Origin of the sequence: Pantoea sp. MBLJ3 (assembly GCF_000816655.1) — a bacterium.
Lineage (GTDB): Bacteria > Pseudomonadota > Gammaproteobacteria > Enterobacterales > Enterobacteriaceae > Pantoea > Pantoea eucalypti.
Map to the genome: position 1 here is coordinate 78,499 of NZ_JSUT01000005.1, position 16,314 is coordinate 94,812.

Consider the following 16,314-nt stretch of genomic DNA (forward strand, 5'->3'; position numbering starts at 1 on the left):
GTGTCTGTCGCGTGAATTCCCTCTGTCGTCACGTTACACTCATGCGCTGCCGTACGGCAGGAAAAAACGATGGTAGTGACGAATGATGCAGGATAAGCCGCGTGAACGGCCACAGTTAAACAAGAACGGATTTACCTTTAAACAATTTTTTGTCGCACACGATCGCTGTGCGATGAAAGTGGGCACCGATGCCATTCTGCTCGGGGCCTGGGCGCCCGTTGCCGGTGTCAGGCGCATTCTGGATATTGGCAGCGGCAGCGGGCTTATCGCGCTGATGCTGGCACAGCGCACGCCGTCGCCGGTTGAAATCGATGCGGTTGAGTTAGAACCGGAAGCCGCAGGGCAGGCGCAGGAGAATGTGCAGCAGTCGCCGTGGCCCGAACGTATTCGGGTGCATCAGCAGGATATCGCCGGCTGGGCTGAGCAGTGTGATAAACGTTACTCGCTTATCGTCAGCAATCCCCCGTATTTCGCGCCGGGCGTGGCCTGCTCCACCGCGGCGCGGGACAGCGCACGTTCGACGGCTTCGCTCGACCATCAGACGCTCTTACGCAGTGCCGCGTTACTGATTGAAGAGGAGGGGATGTTCTGTGTGGTGCTGCCCTCGGCTTCCGGCCAGGCGTTTATCGATCTGGCTAGGGCGGATGGCTGGCATCTGCGTTTCCGGCTGGACGTGGCGGAATATGCCCATCGTCCGCCACATCGCGTTGTGCTGGCTCTGTCACCGCAGGCCGGTGAAACGTTACTGGAGCGTCTGGCCATCCGCGCGCCGGACACCCGCTATTCCGATGAGTGGTGCAGCCTGACGCGGGAGTTTTACCTCTTCATGTAGCCCGGTGGTGTCAGAATGGTCGGCAGCGCCTCTGGCAGTAAATCCGGGTAGTCGCGGATAAAGTGCAGGCCACGGCTCTCTTTCCGCTCCAGCGCGCAGCGCACCATCAGGTCAGCGACCTGGACCAGGTTACGCAGCTCCAGCAGATTATTGGAGAGGCGGAAATGGCAATAATATTCGTCGATCTCCTGCTGAAGCAGGTTAATGCGGCGCAACGCCCGCTCCAGACGCCGGGTCGTGCGGACAATACCGACATAATCCCACATAAATAGCCTCAGCTCGTGCCAGTTATGCTGTATTACCACGCGCTCATCGGCGTCATCGACCTGGCTTTCATCCCATGCAGGCAATGCAGTAACGGCTTCAATGGCGGGCAGCGTCCTGATCAGCGCTTCTGCCGCAGACCAGCCATAAACCAGACACTCCAGCAGTGAATTCGAAGCCATGCGATTAGCGCCGTGCAGGCCGGTGTAACTCACCTCACCGATGGCATAGAGCCCATTGACGTCAGTCTGACCATGCTGATCGACCATGACACCGCCACAGGTGTAATGTGCGGCAGGCACAATCGGGATGGGCTCTTTGGTCAGGTCAAAGCCAAACGTCAGCAACTTCTCATAGATCATCGGGAAGTGCGCGCGAACAAATTCTTCAGGCTGGTGGCTGATATCCAGATACATACAGTCGACACCCAGCCGCTTCATTTCATGATCGATGGCCCGTGCGACGATATCGCGCGGAGCCAGTTCGGCACGCTCATCAAAATCGGGCATGAAACGACTGCCATCGGGACGCAGCAGCCAGGCACCTTCACCGCGTAATGCTTCGGTTAACAGGAAATTCTGCGCCTGCGGATGAAACAGGCAGGTTGGGTGGAACTGGTTAAATTCCAGATTGGCGACCCGACAGCCCGCGCGCCACGCCATGGCGATGCCATCACCGGAGGCGATATCGGGGTTGGTGGTGTATTGATAGACTTTGGCGGCACCGCCAGTGGCGACCACAACGGCTCGTGCCCGACAGGTTTCGACCCGCTCGCGATTGCGGTTCCAGATCCACGCACCGACCACCCGGCGTGTGCCCGGCAGGCCGATTTTATCTGAGAGAATCAGGTCGACCGCATTGGTACGTTCGAGAATCCGGATGTTGGGGTGGCTGAGCGCCTGACTCACCAGTGTGGTTTCAACCGCGTGACCGGTGGCGTCAGCGCTGTGCAGGATACGACGATGACTGTGGCCGCCTTCGCGTGTCAGGTGATAGCGCATATCGCCCGCTGCCTGCGGGTCGAGATCAAACGCGACGCCGTTGTCGATCAGCCACTGTACGCAATGCCGCGCATTACTGGCAATAAACGAGACCGCATCACGGTCGCATAAACCTGCGCCAGCAATCAGCGTATCTTCGATGTGCGACTCAATGCTATCCGTCTCATCAAACACCGCAGCAATACCGCCCTGGGCATAGAGCGTTGAACCCTCATTCACCTGCGCTTTACTGAGTACGGTCACCTGACAATGCTTCGCCAGCCGTAACGCCAGCGACAGACCGGCGGCACCGCTGCCAACAATTAATACATCGCACTCATAATCCGGGGTCACATTCATCATAATGTTTAATTTACTAAACAAGAATACGTCTGAGCATAAGCGCAATAGGGGTTTCTGTGAAGTATTTTAAACATCAGCTCACGCTATTCGGCAGTGAATTTCCCAAAGTTACCTATAATCAGTAAGTTAAAAAAGGGCTGCTAACGAGGTGGTTTTTTATAGCAAACTTATTAAACCTAAAGGATTTAATGATGAAAAAGCTCTTGTCATAGGTTACTCTGCCTGCGATTTACGCGCCTGACACTGAACGAAAACGAACAACCTGTGTAATGGCTATTGGCGTGTTAAATATCAGGGCGAGAAGTGAACTTCGCACCACATCACAACTCTAAGCGCATGCTTGCTCAGAACATGAGATGTGCTGGCAGTTACTTTTGCATATGAAAAATTTGGGGAGACATTACCTCGGATGAGCGAGCAGTTAACGGATCAGGTCCTTGTCGAGCGGGTACAGAAGGGAGATCAAAAATCGTTCAACTTACTGGTAATTCGTTACCAGCATAAAGTGGCGAGTCTGGTTTCACGCTATGTTCCCTCGGGCGACGTCCCTGATGTAGTACAGGAATCGTTTATTAAAGCGTATCGCGCACTGGACTCGTTCCGGGGCGATAGCGCGTTTTATACCTGGCTGTACCGCATTGCGGTTAACACAGCGAAAAATTACCTGGTTGCTCAGGGGCGACGTCCGCCATCCAGCGATGTGGATGCGATTGACGCAGAAAATTTCGAAAGTGCGGGTGCATTAAAAGAAATTTCGAACCCTGAGAACTTAATGTTGTCTGACGAATTGAAACAAATTGTCTTTCGTACCATCGAGGCGCTACCTGAGGACTTGCGTATGGCAATCACCCTCAGGGAACTGGACGGTCTGAGTTATGAAGAGATCGCCGTCATTATGGATTGCCCGGTAGGCACTGTTCGATCACGTATCTTTCGTGCGCGAGAGGCCATTGATAACAAAGTTCAACCGCTTATCCAACGTTAGTGATAACGGCTACTGGAAGGGTACATAGGCATGCAGAAAGAAAAACTTTCCGCTTTAATGGATGGTGAGACCTTAGATAACGAGCTGTTTTCCGCCTTGTCTAAGGACGCAGAATTACAGAAAAGCTGGGCGAGCTATCATCTCATCCGCGATACAATGCGCGGTGATACAGGCGATGTCCTGCATTTCGATATCTCTGCGCGCGTCGCTGCTGCCATCGAAAAAGAACCTAAACGTTCGGTCACTACGCTGATCCCTGAAGCTCAGCCAGAGCCTTCCCGCTGGGAAAAAATGCCGTTCTGGAAAAAAGCGCGTCCATGGGCTGCGCAACTGACTCAGGTGGGTGTGGCTGCCTGCGTTTCGCTGGCCGTGATCGTGGGTGTTCAGCACTACAATCAGCCGGCAGGCAGTGCCACGCAAACCTCTGACTCTCCGGTATTTAATACCATGCCGATGATGGGGAAAGCGTCGCCGGTGAGCCTGGGTGTGCCGTCAGATGCGTTTGATACAAACAGCTCAAACCAGCAGGTTCAGGACCAGCGTCGTCGCGTAAATGCGATGCTGCAGGACTATGAACTGCAACGTCGCCTGCATGCTGACCAGCTGCAGATTGAAACCAATGCGCCAAAACAGGCGCAGGTTGATGTTCCCGGAAACCAATCATTAGGACAGCAGCAGCAGTAATGAAGCCGCTTTGGTATGCTGTTAGCCTGCTGACAGGCAGTCTGTTATGGTCATCTGCCGCCCCGGCGCAAACTACCGCGTCCGGGGCGTTATTGCAGCAGATGGAGCAGGCAAGTCAGAATCTCAACTACGAATTCGCCTATATCAACGTCTCGCGCATCGGCATTGAATCGCTGCGTTATCGTCACGCTGTAATCGATAACCGGATATTCGCGCAGTTGTTACAGATGGACGGGCCTCGCCGGGAAGTTATCCAGCGTGGCAACGATATCAGCTACTTCGAACCCGGCCTCGATCCCTTTTCGCTTCCCGGTAATCATATTATCGATGCCTTGCCCTCGGTAATTTTTGCTGACTTCACCAAACTTGCCTCAGCCTACGATTTTATTACCGTAGGGCGCTCCCGCATTGCCGATCAAATGTGTGATGTGCTGCGTATCGTTTCCCGTGATGGCACCCGTTACAGCTATGTGGTCTGGCTGGATGTGGACACCAAACTGCCGCTGCGAATCGACCTGCTTGATCGTGATGGCGAAACGCTGGAGCAGTTCCGCGTGATCAGCTTTGCGGTGGATGAAGGGGTGCGTAATCTGATGCAGGGACTCGAGAAAGCGAATCTGCCTCCGTCGCTATCCGTGCCGAAAGGGGATGCGGTTACGCTTACCTGGCAACCTGGCTGGATACCTGCCGGCATGTCCCTGGTGTCGCAGAATCGCCGTACACTGCCGGGGCTGAACAAAAATATGGAGTCGAAGCTCTACAGCGATGGGCTGTTTAGTTTCGCCATCAACGTGACGCCAGCCGATAAAACCAGTCTGACGCAGACATTGCGCACTGGACGTCGTACGGTCCAGACCGTTGTGCGCAATAATAACGAAATTGCAGTGATTGGCGAATTGCCGCCCTCCACCGCAAAACGTATTGCGGACAGCATTGACCTGGGGTCACAAAAATGATGAGAGAATGGGCCACCGTAGTGGCATGGCAGGATGGCATCGCCACACTGCATACCGAAGCAAAAACGTCCTGCAACAGTTGCCAGGCGCGTAAAGGCTGTGGCAGTCATATGCTGAATAAACTCGGTCCAAAAAACGCCCATGTGATGCAAATCGCCAGCAGTAAGCCGCTGCAACCTGGACAACGCATCGAGCTCGGCATCAAAGAGAGCAGCCTGCTTGGTTCAGCACTGCTGGTCTATATGACGCCGCTGTCTGGTCTTTTCCTGGTGGCCGGTCTGTTTCAGGCGCTGTTTAACAGCGATCTGGCTGCGGCCTGCGGTGCGCTGCTGGGTGGCATCGGCGGTTTTATTGTTGCTAAAGGTGTTTCAATGAAATTTGGCGACCGTGAAGCTTTTCAGCCGGTCATTCTGAGCATTGCCTTGCCTCCTGATGCGCTGCGTGTTGAAAGCGAAGCGTAACGTACGTCCAGGCCGCGCATCTCGCGGCCTTTGTCCATTCTGCTTTGCGCAGATATCTGTTTCGCTTCCACCACGTTCCATTCTTTTATGCGCGGCGTTAACAGTGTAATATGCGTCGTCATTAATGAGGCTGACAGGATTGTGGGTAAAGAGCGATCTTCCTGAATGTGTCTGTGCTCAGGTTTTCAACTGAATTTTAAGCGAAGATATCCCAATAAATGAAGCACATAAGAAATTTCTCCATCATCGCTCATATCGACCATGGTAAATCTACGCTCTCTGACCGTCTGATTCAGATCTGTGGCGGACTCACCGCTCGTGAAATGGCTGCGCAGGTTCTCGACTCTATGGATCTGGAGCGTGAGCGTGGGATCACCATCAAAGCCCAGAGCGTGACACTCGATTACCACGCGAAGGACGGCCAAACTTACCAGCTCAATTTCATCGATACCCCAGGCCACGTAGACTTCTCTTATGAAGTTTCCCGCTCACTGGCCGCCTGTGAAGGCGCGCTGCTGGTGGTGGATGCCGGTCAGGGTGTTGAAGCGCAGACACTGGCGAACTGCTATACCGCGATGGAGATGGATCTGGAAGTGGTGCCGGTTCTGAACAAGATTGACCTGCCAGCTGCCGATCCCGATCGTGCCGCGCAGGAAATTGAAGATATCGTCGGCATCGATGCAACGGATGCCGTGCGCTGCTCAGCCAAGACCGGCGTCGGCGTACCCGAAGTGCTGGAGCGCTTAGTGCGTGATATTCCGCCGCCGGAAGGCGATCCGGAAGGTCCGCTGCAGGCACTGATTATCGACTCCTGGTTTGATAACTATCTGGGCGTTGTTTCTCTGGTGCGTGTGAAAAATGGCACCATGCGTAAAGGCGACAAGATTAAAGTCCTGAGCACCGGCCAGGTTTATAACGCTGACCGTCTGGGAATTTTCACTCCGAAGCGTGTGGATCGTAATGAACTGAACTGCGGTGAAGTCGGCTGGCTGGTCTGCGCTATCAAAGATATCCTTGGCGCGCCGGTAGGCGATACCCTGACTACCGCGCGTAACCCGGCAGACAAAGCGCTGCCAGGCTTCAAAAAAGTGAAGCCGCAGGTTTATGCCGGTCTGTTCCCAATCAGCTCTGACGACTATGAAGCGTTCCGTGATGCGCTCGGCAAGCTGAGCCTGAACGATGCCTCGCTGTTCTATGAGCCAGAAAGCTCAACCGCCCTGGGCTTTGGTTTCCGCTGCGGCTTCCTTGGCCTGCTGCACATGGAGATCATTCAGGAGCGCCTGGAGCGCGAATACGATCTCGATCTGATCACCACCGCGCCGACGGTGGTGTATGAAGTCGTGACTACCAGTGGCGAGATCGTTCATGTTGACAGCCCATCTAAGCTGCCTGCGCTGAACAATATCGAAGAGCTGCGTGAACCGATTGCGGAATGTCACATGCTGCTGCCACAGGAGTATCTGGGCAACGTCATCACGCTGTGTATTGAGAAGCGTGGCGTGCAGACCAACATGGTTTACCACGGCAATCAGGTGGCACTGACGTACGAAATTCCGATGGCAGAGGTGGTACTCGACTTCTTTGACCGTCTGAAATCAACCTCGCGCGGTTATGCCTCGCTGGATTACAACTTTAAACGTTTCCAGCCTTCAGACATGGTGCGCGTTGACGTACTGATTAACTCTGAACGTGTGGATGCGCTGGCGCTGATCACTCACCGCGACAACGCACCTTATCGCGGACGCGATCTGGTTGAGAAAATGAAAGATCTCATCCCGCGTCAGCAGTTTGATATTGCGATTCAGGCTGCCATCGGCAACCACATTATCGCGCGTTCAACGGTTAAACAGCTGCGTAAAAACGTACTCGCCAAGTGTTATGGCGGTGACGTGAGCCGTAAGAAGAAACTGCTGCAGAAACAGAAAGACGGTAAGAAGCGTATGAAGCAGGTTGGTAACGTTGAGCTGCCACAGGAAGCGTTCCTCGCCATTCTGCATGTCGGTAAGGACAGCAAATAAGGATTTCCAATGGCTAATATGTTCGCCCTGATTCTGGCGATAGCGACGCTGATTACTGGCATCGTATGGGTAATAGATCGTTTTAAATGGGCACCTGCGCGTCGCGCTAAACAGGCTGAGGTTCAGGCCCAGACCGGCAACGCGCTCGACAGCAAAACGCTGGCGAAGGTTGCTGCCAAGCCAGGCTGGGTTGAGACCACCGCGTCTGTGTTCCCGGTGCTGGCGGTGGTGTTCATCGTGCGTTCGTTTATCTACGAACCGTTCCAGATTCCCTCTGGCTCGATGATGCCAACGCTGCTGATTGGTGACTTTATCCTGGTGGAGAAATTCGCTTACGGTATCAAAGATCCGATTACCCAGACGACGCTGATCCCAACCGGTCAGCCGAAGCGCGGCGATATCGCGGTATTTAAATACCCGAAAGATCCGAGCCTGGATTATATTAAGCGCGTTATCGGCCTGCCGGGCGACAAAGTCATCTATGATCCTTACAGCAAAACCCTGACGGTAAAACCGACCTGCAGCGACGACAAAGCCTGTGACACAGCGCTGGCGGTAACGTACACCGATATTGAGCCAAGCAACTTTATTCAGACTTTTAGCGGTTTTGATGGCAACGAAACCGGCAACGGTTTTTATCAGGTGCCGCAGGGCGATACTATGCGCGGAGGTCTGCGCCTGGCCACCCGCAAAGAGACGATTGGTAACGTGACGCATGACATTCTGCTGGTAAACGAAGCGCAGAGTCAGGCAGGCATGTATTATCAGCAGCCGGGTCAGCCGCAGTCGAGCTGGGTCGTGCCGAAAGGGCAATACTTCATGATGGGCGACAACCGTGATAACAGCGCCGACAGCCGTTACTGGGGCTTTGTCCCGGAGCGTAATCTGGTCGGTAAAGCGGTCGCTATCTGGATGAGCTTTGAGAAACAAGAAGGCCAGTGGCCTACCGGCGTGCGATTCAGTCGCATCGGCGGTATCCACTAACAACATTGTCTGATTAACAGGCAATTCGGGTGGCCTCCTCAGGGAGGCCACTGCACACCAAACGGAACGTGTTGGATTGCCAGCCCCGTTTGGTATGCAGAGTCACAGACGCAACAAAGAACTGGAATCGCATGAACCCCATCCTGATTAACAAGCTTCAGCGCAAACTGGGCTACACTTTTACTCATTCGGAACTGTTACAGCAGGCCCTGACTCACCGCAGCGCCAGCAGTAAGCATAACGAACGCCTGGAATTTCTTGGCGATTCAATTCTTAGCTATGTGATCGCTAATGCCCTTTATCACCGCTTCCCGCGGGTTGATGAAGGTGACATGAGCCGCATGCGCGCCACACTGGTGCGTGGCAACACGCTGGCTGAAATGGCCCGCGAATTTGATCTTGGCGAGTGCCTGCGTCTGGGACCGGGTGAGCTGAAAAGCGGCGGCTTCCGTCGTGAATCTATTCTTGCCGATACGGTCGAGGCGCTGATTGGCGGCATTTTCCTCGACAGCGGTATTGAGCGGGTAGAACAACTGATCCTTGACTGGTATCAGAGCCGTCTGGACGAAATCAGTCCTGGCGACAAACAAAAAGATCCGAAAACGCGTCTGCAGGAGTATCTGCAGGGACGTCATCTGCCACTGCCAAGTTATCTGGTCGTGCAGGTGCGTGGCGAAGCCCATGATCAGGAATTCACCATTCACTGTCAGGTGAGTGGCATGGCCGAGCCGGTCGTCGGCGTCGGCTCCAGCCGTCGTAAAGCTGAGCAGGCAGCAGCTGAACAGGCGCTGATAAAATTAGGTCTCGAATAGTTCTGTCGGGGTGACCGTGCCGGAGCGGCACACAGTGAATCACCCTTTGGCAGTTCTGTCCCGGCGTCAGAAGACGCTGAATGACACACGATTCAAATAGCACTTTTTCAGCGCCGTATCAGGCGCTGAACAACTCAGGATTCGAATGAGCGAAAACGTTACTTATTGCGGCTTTGTCGCGATTGTTGGCCGACCAAACGTCGGTAAATCCACCTTACTGAACCAGTTACTGGGGCAGAAGGTGTCGATCACCTCGCGTAAGCCGCAAACCACGCGCCACCGCATCATGGGCATTCACACCGAGGGCGAATATCAGGCGATCTACGTCGATACTCCGGGTCTGCACATGGAAGAGAAGCGTGCCATTAACCGTCTGATGAACCGCGCAGCCAGCAGTTCGATTGGTGACGTAGAGCTGGTGATCTTCGTGGTTGAAGGCACCCGCTGGACGCCAGATGACGAGATGGTCTTAAACAAACTGCGCGACAACAAAGTGCCGGTCGTGCTGGCGATCAACAAGGTCGATAATATCCAGGATAAAAGCATTCTGCTGCCGCATCTGCAGTTCCTGAGCCAGCAGATGAACTTCCTCGATATCGTGCCTATCTCTGCTGAGAGTGGCAAAAACGTCGATACCATTGCGGCGATTACCCGCAAGCATCTGCCACAGGCCGATCATCACTTCCCGGAAGATTACATCACTGACCGTTCACAGCGCTTCATGGCGTCAGAGATGATCCGTGAAAAACTGATGCGCTTTCTGGGCGCTGAACTGCCTTACTCTGTCACGGTTGAGATTGAGCGCTTCGTTACCAACGAACGCGGCGGTTACGATATCCATGGTCTGATCCTGGTTGAGCGTGAAGGGCAGAAGAAGATGGTGATTGGCAACAAAGGCGCCAAAATCAAAGTCATCGGAACCGAAGCGCGCAGGGACATGGAAGAGATGTTCGAAGCGAAAGTGCATCTCGAACTGTGGGTGAAAGTGAAATCCGGCTGGGCAGATGACGAACGTGCACTGCGCAGCCTGGGTTATACAGACGATCTCTGATTCAATGGAAGGCTGGCAACGCGCCTTTGTGCTGCATAGTCGTCCCTTCAGCGAAACCAGCCTGCTGCTCGACCTGTTCAGCGAAAGTGAAGGACGGGTTCGGGTACTGGCCAAGGGCGCGCGTTCCCGGCGTTCCAACCTGAAAGGCGCGTTACAGCCTTTTACCCCGCTGCTGGTTCGCTGGAGCGGGCGCGGGGAAGTTAAAACCCTGCGCAATGCCGAAGCGGTGTCGCTGGCTTTACCGCTCAGCGGCATCACGCTTTACTGCGGTCTCTACGTCAATGAGCTGGTCTCACGCGTATTGCAGCAGGAATCTCCCTTCCCGGAACTCTTCTTCGACTATCTCAACTGTCTTCAGGCGTTAGCCTCAACACACGGTAAGCCCGAACCGGCACTGCGACGATTTGAACTGGCGCTGCTCGGTCACCTGGGTTACGGCGTCGACTTCCTGCACTGCGCCGGCAGCGGCGAGCCGGTCAGCGACGATATGACCTACAGCTATCGCGAAGAGCGGGGTTTTATCGCCAGCCTGGTGGTGAACAATCGCAGCTTTACCGGACGGGAGCTGCATGCCCTGTGTGAGCGAGAGTTTCCGGATGCCGACACCCTGCGTGCCGCGAAGCGCTTTACGCGCATCGCCCTGAAGCCTTATCTTGGTGGCAAGCCGCTGAAAAGTCAGGAGCTGTTCCGCCAGTTTATCCCGAAGAAAAAGCCCGAACAGGCAGAAGAATAGCGCTGGTCGTACCGCCTGTTTATATTTGCGCGGTACACTCAACATCACGATGGAAAAGAAGTGAGGATGGTCATGGCTGAGTTGCTGTTAGGCGTCAATATCGATCACATTGCCACGGTGCGTAACGCGCGTGGGACAAACTATCCCGATCCGGTACAGGCGGCGTTTATCGCCGAGCAGGCAGGCGCAGACGGCATTACCGTGCACCTGCGTGAAGATCGCCGTCACATCACCGATCGCGACGTGCGAATTCTGCGTGACACGATTCAGACGCGCATGAATCTGGAGATGGCGGTCACCGATGAGATGATCGGCATTGCCTGTGACATTCAGCCCCATTTCTGCTGCCTGGTGCCGGAAAAGCGCCAGGAAGTGACAACGGAAGGCGGACTGGATGTGGCGGGACAGCAGGAGAAGATGAACGCGGCCGTGCGACTGCTGAAGGATGCTGGCATTCTGGTTTCGCTGTTTATTGATGCCGATCACCGCCAGATCGAAGCCGCCGTTGCCACGGGTGCGCCTTACATCGAAATCCATACTGGCGCTTACGCCGAGGCACCCGAGGGACTGGCGCGTGACGCTGAGCTGGCGCGCATTCGCCATGCCGCGACTTTTGCTGCCAGCCTGGGGCTCAAAGTTAACGCCGGTCATGGTCTGACCTACCACAATGTGCTGCCGATTGCCGCGCTGCCGGAAATGCATGAGCTGAACATCGGCCATGCGATTATCGGGCGTGCAGTAATGAGTGGCCTGCCGGATGCAGTTAAAGAGATGAAGCAACTGCTGCGTGAAGCCCGTCGCTAATGGCTATTCTCGGATTAGGTACGGACATCGTTGAGATTGAACGCATCGCCGGGGTGATAGAGCGCTCCGGCGATCGGCTGGCGCGTCGGGTGCTGAGTGAAGCCGAATGGCACCAGTATCAGGCGCACAAGCAGCCGGTGCGCTTTCTCTCCAAACGTTTTGCGGTTAAAGAGGCGGCAGCAAAAGCCTTTGGCACCGGCATTCGCGGTGGTCTGGCGTTTAATCAGTTTGAAGTTTACAACGATGCGCTGGGAAAACCGGGGTTACGCTTCTTTCAGCATGCCGCTGACGTGGCAGAGAGGCTGGGCGTTAAGCACGTTCACGTGACGCTGGCCGATGAGCGTCACTACGCCTGCGCCACGGTAATCATTGAAAGCTAGCCGTGCAGCAGCACGAACTTCTCCCACAGCGCATCGCGAGATTCGGTGTGCTGTGGGTCTATGATAATCGTGTTGTCGATGGGGCAGACCTGCTGACAGGTTGGCCGCTCATAGTGCCCGACACATTCCGTGCAGCGGCTGACATCAATCTCATAGATCGCATCGCCCAGTGAAATCGCCTGATTCGGGCACTCCGGTTCACACATATCGCAGTTAATGCATCTGGACGTAATCAACAGCGCCATTTTACCCACCTGATACCAACAGAAAAAGCGCGGGTATTATACGTGCTGACGCTGATCAGACCAGCTTTTTCACCAGCGCTTCACTGTGACGAATATGGCTGGACGCGCGCTCCGGATCGTTTTGCACCAGCGCCATAAAGAGCAGATCGGTCAGAGCAAGCTGTGCCGTGGTTGAGGAGATCGCCGCGCTGCGGGTACTCTGCTCTTCCGCCACCGTATAAAGACAGTAACCGGCACTCTGCTGCAGGGTATTCGGCGTAAAACCCGTGAACGCCACCACATCTGCGCCCACCTGAACCGCTTCCTGCGCGGCCAGATTGATCTCTCGCCGTTCACCGGTGTAAGAGATGGCGAGCAGCACATCGCCTGGCCCCATCGCCTGCACGCTGGCCAGCAGGGCGTGCATATCCTGTTCCGCCACCGCATTAATGCCGATCTTCATCAGCTTCCAGGAGAAATCTTTCGCCACCAGGCCCGAGGCGCCGATGCCCACCAGTAAAATACGGCGGGCATTTTTCAGCAGCTGTAACACGTCGTTGAGCTTTTCTTCGCTATTAATATCCAGGGTGGCGCGGATCGCTGAAAGCTTTTCTGTCAGCAGCTTTTCACCCACCATTTTAAGCGGGTCGTCGCTCAGAATATGGTTATGCACGGTAATGGCATCCTTGTCCGCCAGTGACTCACTCAGGGCCAGCTTAAGCGCCGGAAAACCTTTATAGCCCAGCTTCTGAGCAAACTTCACTACGCTCGACTGACTGACGCCGGACTCTTCCGCCAGTTTTTGTGAACTCAGGTGACGCGCCCGATCGGGTTGCGACAGTAAAAAATCCGCGAGCCGACGTTCGTTCAACGCCAGTCGTGGATAAAGCTGGCGAATGCGCAGCAAAGAACTCATGCCCAATCCTCGTCATTCAGGGATAATCAATGAAGAATAAACTATTCATCGGGCATTGTAGTCATCGGAATTAAAAATGACAGTCATCGCCGTACCGCCTGATGATGGCTACACTACTCTTTATCATTCCAGAACCAGCCATAAAGGAGAGTTGTTTGACCAGGGGAACACAACGTCGCATCGTATTTTTTGACCTGGATGGCACTTTGCACCAGCAGGACATGTTCGGCACGTTTATGCGCTATCTGCTGCGTCGCCGCCCGCTTAATCTGCTGCTGGTGGTGCCGGTATTGCCGGTGGTCGGTATCGGCCTGCTGTTTAAAGGACGTGCGGCTCGCTGGCCCATGAGCCTGCTGCTCTGGTCAATTACCTTTGGACGCTCTGAGCAGACATTGCTGCGCCTCGAAGCGGAGTTTGCGCAGTGGTTCCGGCTGCGCGTGAAAGCGTTCCCGGTGGTGCAGCAGCGTCTGACGGATTATCTCAGCAGTGATGATGCTGAAGTCTGGCTGATCACCGGATCGCCACAGTCGCTGGTGGAGCAGGTCTATTACGACTCCGCGTTTCTGCCACGTGTGAAGATGATTGCGAGCCAGATGCAGCGCGGCTGGGGTGGGCGGGTGCTGGCGATGCGCTGTCTTGGCCATGAGAAAGTGGCGCAGCTGGAAGAGAAAATCGGTACGCCGCTGCAGCTTTACAGCGGCTACAGCGACAGCAAACAGGACAACCCGCTGCTGTTTTTCTGTCAGCATCGCTGGCGCGTGACCCCGGCGGGTGAACTGCAACAGCTGGAATAAGTTTTTAAAGGACCGATGAGACCGCTATAATGCGCCGCTTTTTAGTCGCCCGGGGTGGTCAGCGTGAAACAACAAGATGAGTACTGGATGCGCCATGCGCTTGGTCTGGCGCGACGGGCGTGGGAGCAGAGCGAAGTGCCGGTGGGCGCGGTGCTGGTTCAGAACGACCAGGTGATTGGCGAAGGCTGGAACCGGCCCATTGGTCAGCACGACCCGACGGCGCACGCCGAAATAATGGCTCTGCGCCAGGGCGGTAAAGTGCTGGAAAATTATCGTCTGCTGGATACCACGCTTTACGTGACGCTGGAGCCGTGCGTCATGTGTGCCGGTGCTATGGTTCACAGCCGCATAACGCGTCTGGTTTATGGTGCGCACGATGTTAAAAGTGGCGCGGCGGGATCGCTGCTGGATGTGCTGGGCCACCCTGGCATGAATCATCAGATTGAATTGCACAGTGGCGTGCTGGCTGAAGACTGCGCCGCCATGCTGAGCGATTTTTTCCGTATGCGTCGCGAGCAGAAAAAAGCGCTGCGTCAGGCGCAGCGCCAGGGTTAGTTCATCGCGATCTTTGGTTCAACCGCCGGATAGCCCTTCGCCAGTTCGGCCTGGGCTTCCGCCTGCTGCTTCAGACGCTTCTCCTGCTCCTGCAGATAACCCACCAGACTTAGCTGATACTTGCGGATATTCTCCACGTAGTTATAAGCTTCATGCCCACGGGCGTAGCCATACGTCGTCTGTGTGTAGTAACGCTTCTGACTCAGCATCGGCAGACGCAGCTTTACATCCGCCCAGCTGTCCGGATCGCCACCCTGGCGTGCCGTCAGCTTGCGGACGTCGAGCATATGGGCATAGCCCATGTTGTAAGCCGCCAGCGCAAACCAGATACGTTCATCTTCCGGGATGCTCTGTGGCACCTTCGCCATCATATCCTGCAGATACTGACTGCCGCCGCGAATGCTCTGTTCGGGATCGGTACGATCACCCACATCCAGACTCTCCGCGGTGTTACGCGTCAGCATCATCATGCCGCGTACGCCGGTAGGGGAGGTGGCCTGCGGATTCCAGTGCGACTCCTGATAGGAGATCGCTGCCAGCAGTCGCCAGTCAATGCTGGTGGCGTACTTCTCAAACAGCGGCTTGATGTCGGGCAGCGTATTGTCGATGGCCCGCAGGAAAGTGCGGGTATCGACATAATCAAAGGTGCCAACGTGGCCGAGATATTTCTCCTCCAGCCGCGCCATCGCGCCTTCTTCTCCCATCCCGTTAAAGAAGTCGAGCATCGCCGCATTCAGGCTGTCATCATCACTGTGCCGCACATACCAGGTCACCGGCTCTTCATCGGTGACGTCGAACGCGACCGCCAGCTGCGGATAAATGCGCTGTAACAGGGCGATGGTGACGGAGTCGCCAATCGTGTAGTCGAGCTTGCCATCAGCTACCGCTTCCAGCAGGGCTTTAGGGCTCTGATCGGTGGAGATCGCCCAGTCCAGATCGGGAAACTGATTAGAACGCGCGCTCTTCAGCGTTGACAGGTAAGCCGATCCCGCCGCAACCGTTAGCCGCCCCTTTAAGTCACCGAGGTTTTTAGGGCGCGGCTTATCCACGCGATAGACCAGCTGCTGCGAAACATTGTAGTAACCTGGCCCGGTCTGATAACGCGTCAGGCGTTCATTGTTATAGTTCAGCCCGGCGGCCAGCACATCGGCTTTGCCATCGTCAAGGTCATCAAACAGATCGCTCAGGTTAGGACGAACCGTCACCTTAAGTTTGACGCCCAGATAATCGGCGAAACGTTTTGCCAGCTCATAGTCCATACCGGCCGGTAATTGGTTAACTGTGTAGTAAGTCAATGGGGAGTTGATGGTACTGACACGCAGCACTCCCCGCGATTTAATCTGTGAAATCTGGTCCTGCCCACCCCCATACCAGGGAATGGATGGCCATAGCGCTAACGCTAACAGCACGGCAACCAGACCGATAAACAGATAATTAAATTTTAGGCGTTTCAAATAGTTATCTCTCGCTGGCTCTAAGGCCTCTGTCTTTTAAAGGCAGTATTTATCTTCTTTGAAC

Annotated in this window: 18 protein-coding genes; 14 read left to right on the plus strand and 4 right to left on the minus strand. The window is 55.0% G+C overall.

Features of this window, described 5'->3' with window-relative positions; translation table 11 throughout:
• Positions 1-82 precede the first annotated feature (82 nt).
• Positions 83-832 (plus strand): tRNA1(Val) (adenine(37)-N6)-methyltransferase, encoded by a 750-nt coding sequence (locus tag NP77_RS06820; RefSeq protein ID WP_039659514.1) that lies wholly within the window; start codon positions 83-85, stop codon positions 830-832.
• Here NP77_RS06820 and nadB read toward each other — a convergent pair.
• Positions 817-2,436, minus strand: coding sequence for an L-aspartate oxidase (nadB, locus tag NP77_RS06825; protein WP_039660456.1), 1,620 nt, complete (start codon positions 2,434-2,436; stop codon positions 817-819). The genes NP77_RS06820 and nadB overlap by 16 nt on opposite strands.
• Positions 2,437-2,848: 412 nt before the next feature.
• Here nadB and rpoE point away from each other — a divergent pair, with 412 nt between their 5' ends.
• The 11 genes from rpoE to acpS all read left to right on the plus strand — a co-directional run bounded on the left by rpoE (position 2,849) and on the right by acpS (position 12,307).
• Positions 2,849-3,424 carry an RNA polymerase sigma factor RpoE gene (gene rpoE / locus NP77_RS06830; RefSeq protein ID WP_003848595.1) on the plus strand — a complete coding sequence of 192 codons (576 nt, stop codon included), beginning with the start codon at positions 2,849-2,851 and terminating at the stop codon, positions 3,422-3,424.
• A gap of 30 nt (positions 3,425-3,454) precedes the next feature.
• A complete protein-coding gene (gene rseA / locus NP77_RS06835; RefSeq protein ID WP_003848597.1) occupies positions 3,455-4,108 on the plus strand; it encodes an anti-sigma-E factor RseA in 654 nt (217 codons plus the stop codon).
• Positions 4,108-5,064, plus strand: a complete 957-nt coding sequence (gene rseB / locus NP77_RS06840; RefSeq protein ID WP_003848599.1) for a sigma-E factor regulatory protein RseB — start codon at positions 4,108-4,110, stop codon at positions 5,062-5,064. The genes rseA and rseB overlap by 1 nt, the downstream gene beginning before the upstream one ends.
• Positions 5,061-5,525: a SoxR-reducing system protein RseC gene (gene rseC / locus NP77_RS06845; RefSeq protein ID WP_008926717.1), complete on the plus strand. Its 465-nt coding sequence runs from the start codon at positions 5,061-5,063 to the stop codon at positions 5,523-5,525. The genes rseB and rseC overlap by 4 nt, the downstream gene beginning before the upstream one ends.
• A gap of 218 nt (positions 5,526-5,743) precedes the next feature.
• Positions 5,744-7,543, plus strand: a complete 1,800-nt coding sequence (gene lepA / locus NP77_RS06850) for a translation elongation factor 4 (protein ID WP_003848603.1) — start codon at positions 5,744-5,746, stop codon at positions 7,541-7,543.
• Between the two features lie 9 nt (positions 7,544-7,552).
• Entirely contained in the window at positions 7,553-8,527 is a 975-nt protein-coding gene (gene lepB / locus NP77_RS06855; protein WP_003848604.1) for a signal peptidase I, read from the plus strand.
• A 131-nt stretch (positions 8,528-8,658) separates the two neighbouring features.
• Positions 8,659-9,339 (plus strand): ribonuclease III, encoded by a 681-nt coding sequence (gene rnc / locus NP77_RS06860; RefSeq protein WP_003848606.1) that lies wholly within the window; start codon positions 8,659-8,661, stop codon positions 9,337-9,339.
• A 145-nt stretch (positions 9,340-9,484) separates the two neighbouring features.
• On the plus strand, positions 9,485-10,390 hold the full coding sequence (era, locus tag NP77_RS06865; protein WP_003848607.1) for a GTPase Era: 906 nt from the start codon (positions 9,485-9,487) through the stop codon (positions 10,388-10,390).
• A gap of 4 nt (positions 10,391-10,394) precedes the next feature.
• Positions 10,395-11,123 (plus strand): DNA repair protein RecO, encoded by a 729-nt coding sequence (recO, locus tag NP77_RS06870; RefSeq protein ID WP_003848609.1) that lies wholly within the window; start codon positions 10,395-10,397, stop codon positions 11,121-11,123.
• Positions 11,124-11,195: 72 nt separating this feature from the next.
• Entirely contained in the window at positions 11,196-11,927 is a 732-nt protein-coding gene (gene pdxJ / locus NP77_RS06875) for a pyridoxine 5'-phosphate synthase (RefSeq protein WP_003848612.1), read from the plus strand.
• Positions 11,927-12,307: a holo-ACP synthase gene (gene acpS, locus NP77_RS06880; protein WP_003848613.1), complete on the plus strand. Its 381-nt coding sequence runs from the start codon at positions 11,927-11,929 to the stop codon at positions 12,305-12,307. Before pdxJ ends, acpS begins: the two co-directional genes overlap by 1 nt.
• Here acpS and NP77_RS06885 read toward each other — a convergent pair.
• Both NP77_RS06885 and NP77_RS06890 read right to left on the minus strand, forming a co-directional pair.
• Positions 12,304-12,552, minus strand: coding sequence for a YfhL family 4Fe-4S dicluster ferredoxin (locus tag NP77_RS06885; protein WP_003848615.1), 249 nt, complete (start codon positions 12,550-12,552; stop codon positions 12,304-12,306). The two genes, acpS and NP77_RS06885, sit on opposite strands and share 4 nt — an antisense overlap.
• Positions 12,553-12,607: 55 nt before the next feature.
• The gene (locus NP77_RS06890) at positions 12,608-13,447 is read right to left on the minus strand and encodes a MurR/RpiR family transcriptional regulator (protein ID WP_003848617.1); all 840 of its coding nucleotides are present in this window, start codon (positions 13,445-13,447) and stop codon (positions 12,608-12,610) included.
• Positions 13,448-13,602: 155 nt separating this feature from the next.
• Here NP77_RS06890 and yfhb point away from each other — a divergent pair, with 155 nt between their 5' ends.
• Positions 13,603-14,241 carry a phosphatidylglycerophosphatase C gene (yfhb, locus tag NP77_RS06895; RefSeq protein ID WP_039659517.1) on the plus strand — a complete coding sequence of 213 codons (639 nt, stop codon included), beginning with the start codon at positions 13,603-13,605 and terminating at the stop codon, positions 14,239-14,241.
• A gap of 63 nt (positions 14,242-14,304) precedes the next feature.
• On the plus strand, positions 14,305-14,796 hold the full coding sequence (tadA, locus tag NP77_RS06900; RefSeq protein ID WP_072040353.1) for a tRNA adenosine(34) deaminase TadA: 492 nt from the start codon (positions 14,305-14,307) through the stop codon (positions 14,794-14,796).
• Here the strand turns inward: tadA and mltF are convergent.
• The gene (gene mltF, locus NP77_RS06905) at positions 14,793-16,250 is read right to left on the minus strand and encodes a membrane-bound lytic murein transglycosylase MltF (protein ID WP_003848623.1); all 1,458 of its coding nucleotides are present in this window, start codon (positions 16,248-16,250) and stop codon (positions 14,793-14,795) included. The two genes, tadA and mltF, sit on opposite strands and share 4 nt — an antisense overlap.
• Positions 16,251-16,314: the final 64 nt, after the last annotated feature.

Coding starts and splice junctions, on each gene's coding strand:
- nadB (WP_039660456.1), bottom strand. CDS start 2,436: ATGAATGTGACCCCGGATTATGAGTGCGATGTATTAATTGTTGGCAGC.
- lepA (WP_003848603.1), top strand. CDS start 5,744: ATGAAGCACATAAGAAATTTCTCCATCATCGCTCATATCGACCATGGT.
- rnc (WP_003848606.1), top strand. CDS start 8,659: ATGAACCCCATCCTGATTAACAAGCTTCAGCGCAAACTGGGCTACACT.
- NP77_RS06885 (WP_003848615.1), bottom strand. CDS start 12,552: ATGGCGCTGTTGATTACGTCCAGATGCATTAACTGCGATATGTGTGAA.
- rpoE (WP_003848595.1), top strand. CDS start 2,849: ATGAGCGAGCAGTTAACGGATCAGGTCCTTGTCGAGCGGGTACAGAAG.
- NP77_RS06820 (WP_039659514.1), top strand. CDS start 83: ATGATGCAGGATAAGCCGCGTGAACGGCCACAGTTAAACAAGAACGGA.
- rseB (WP_003848599.1), top strand. CDS start 4,108: ATGAAGCCGCTTTGGTATGCTGTTAGCCTGCTGACAGGCAGTCTGTTA.
- rseA (WP_003848597.1), top strand. CDS start 3,455: ATGCAGAAAGAAAAACTTTCCGCTTTAATGGATGGTGAGACCTTAGAT.
- recO (WP_003848609.1), top strand. CDS start 10,395: ATGGAAGGCTGGCAACGCGCCTTTGTGCTGCATAGTCGTCCCTTCAGC.
- acpS (WP_003848613.1), top strand. CDS start 11,927: ATGGCTATTCTCGGATTAGGTACGGACATCGTTGAGATTGAACGCATC.
- NP77_RS06890 (WP_003848617.1), bottom strand. CDS start 13,447: ATGAGTTCTTTGCTGCGCATTCGCCAGCTTTATCCACGACTGGCGTTG.
- pdxJ (WP_003848612.1), top strand. CDS start 11,196: ATGGCTGAGTTGCTGTTAGGCGTCAATATCGATCACATTGCCACGGTG.
- lepB (WP_003848604.1), top strand. CDS start 7,553: ATGGCTAATATGTTCGCCCTGATTCTGGCGATAGCGACGCTGATTACT.
- rseC (WP_008926717.1), top strand. CDS start 5,061: ATGATGAGAGAATGGGCCACCGTAGTGGCATGGCAGGATGGCATCGCC.
- era (WP_003848607.1), top strand. CDS start 9,485: ATGAGCGAAAACGTTACTTATTGCGGCTTTGTCGCGATTGTTGGCCGA.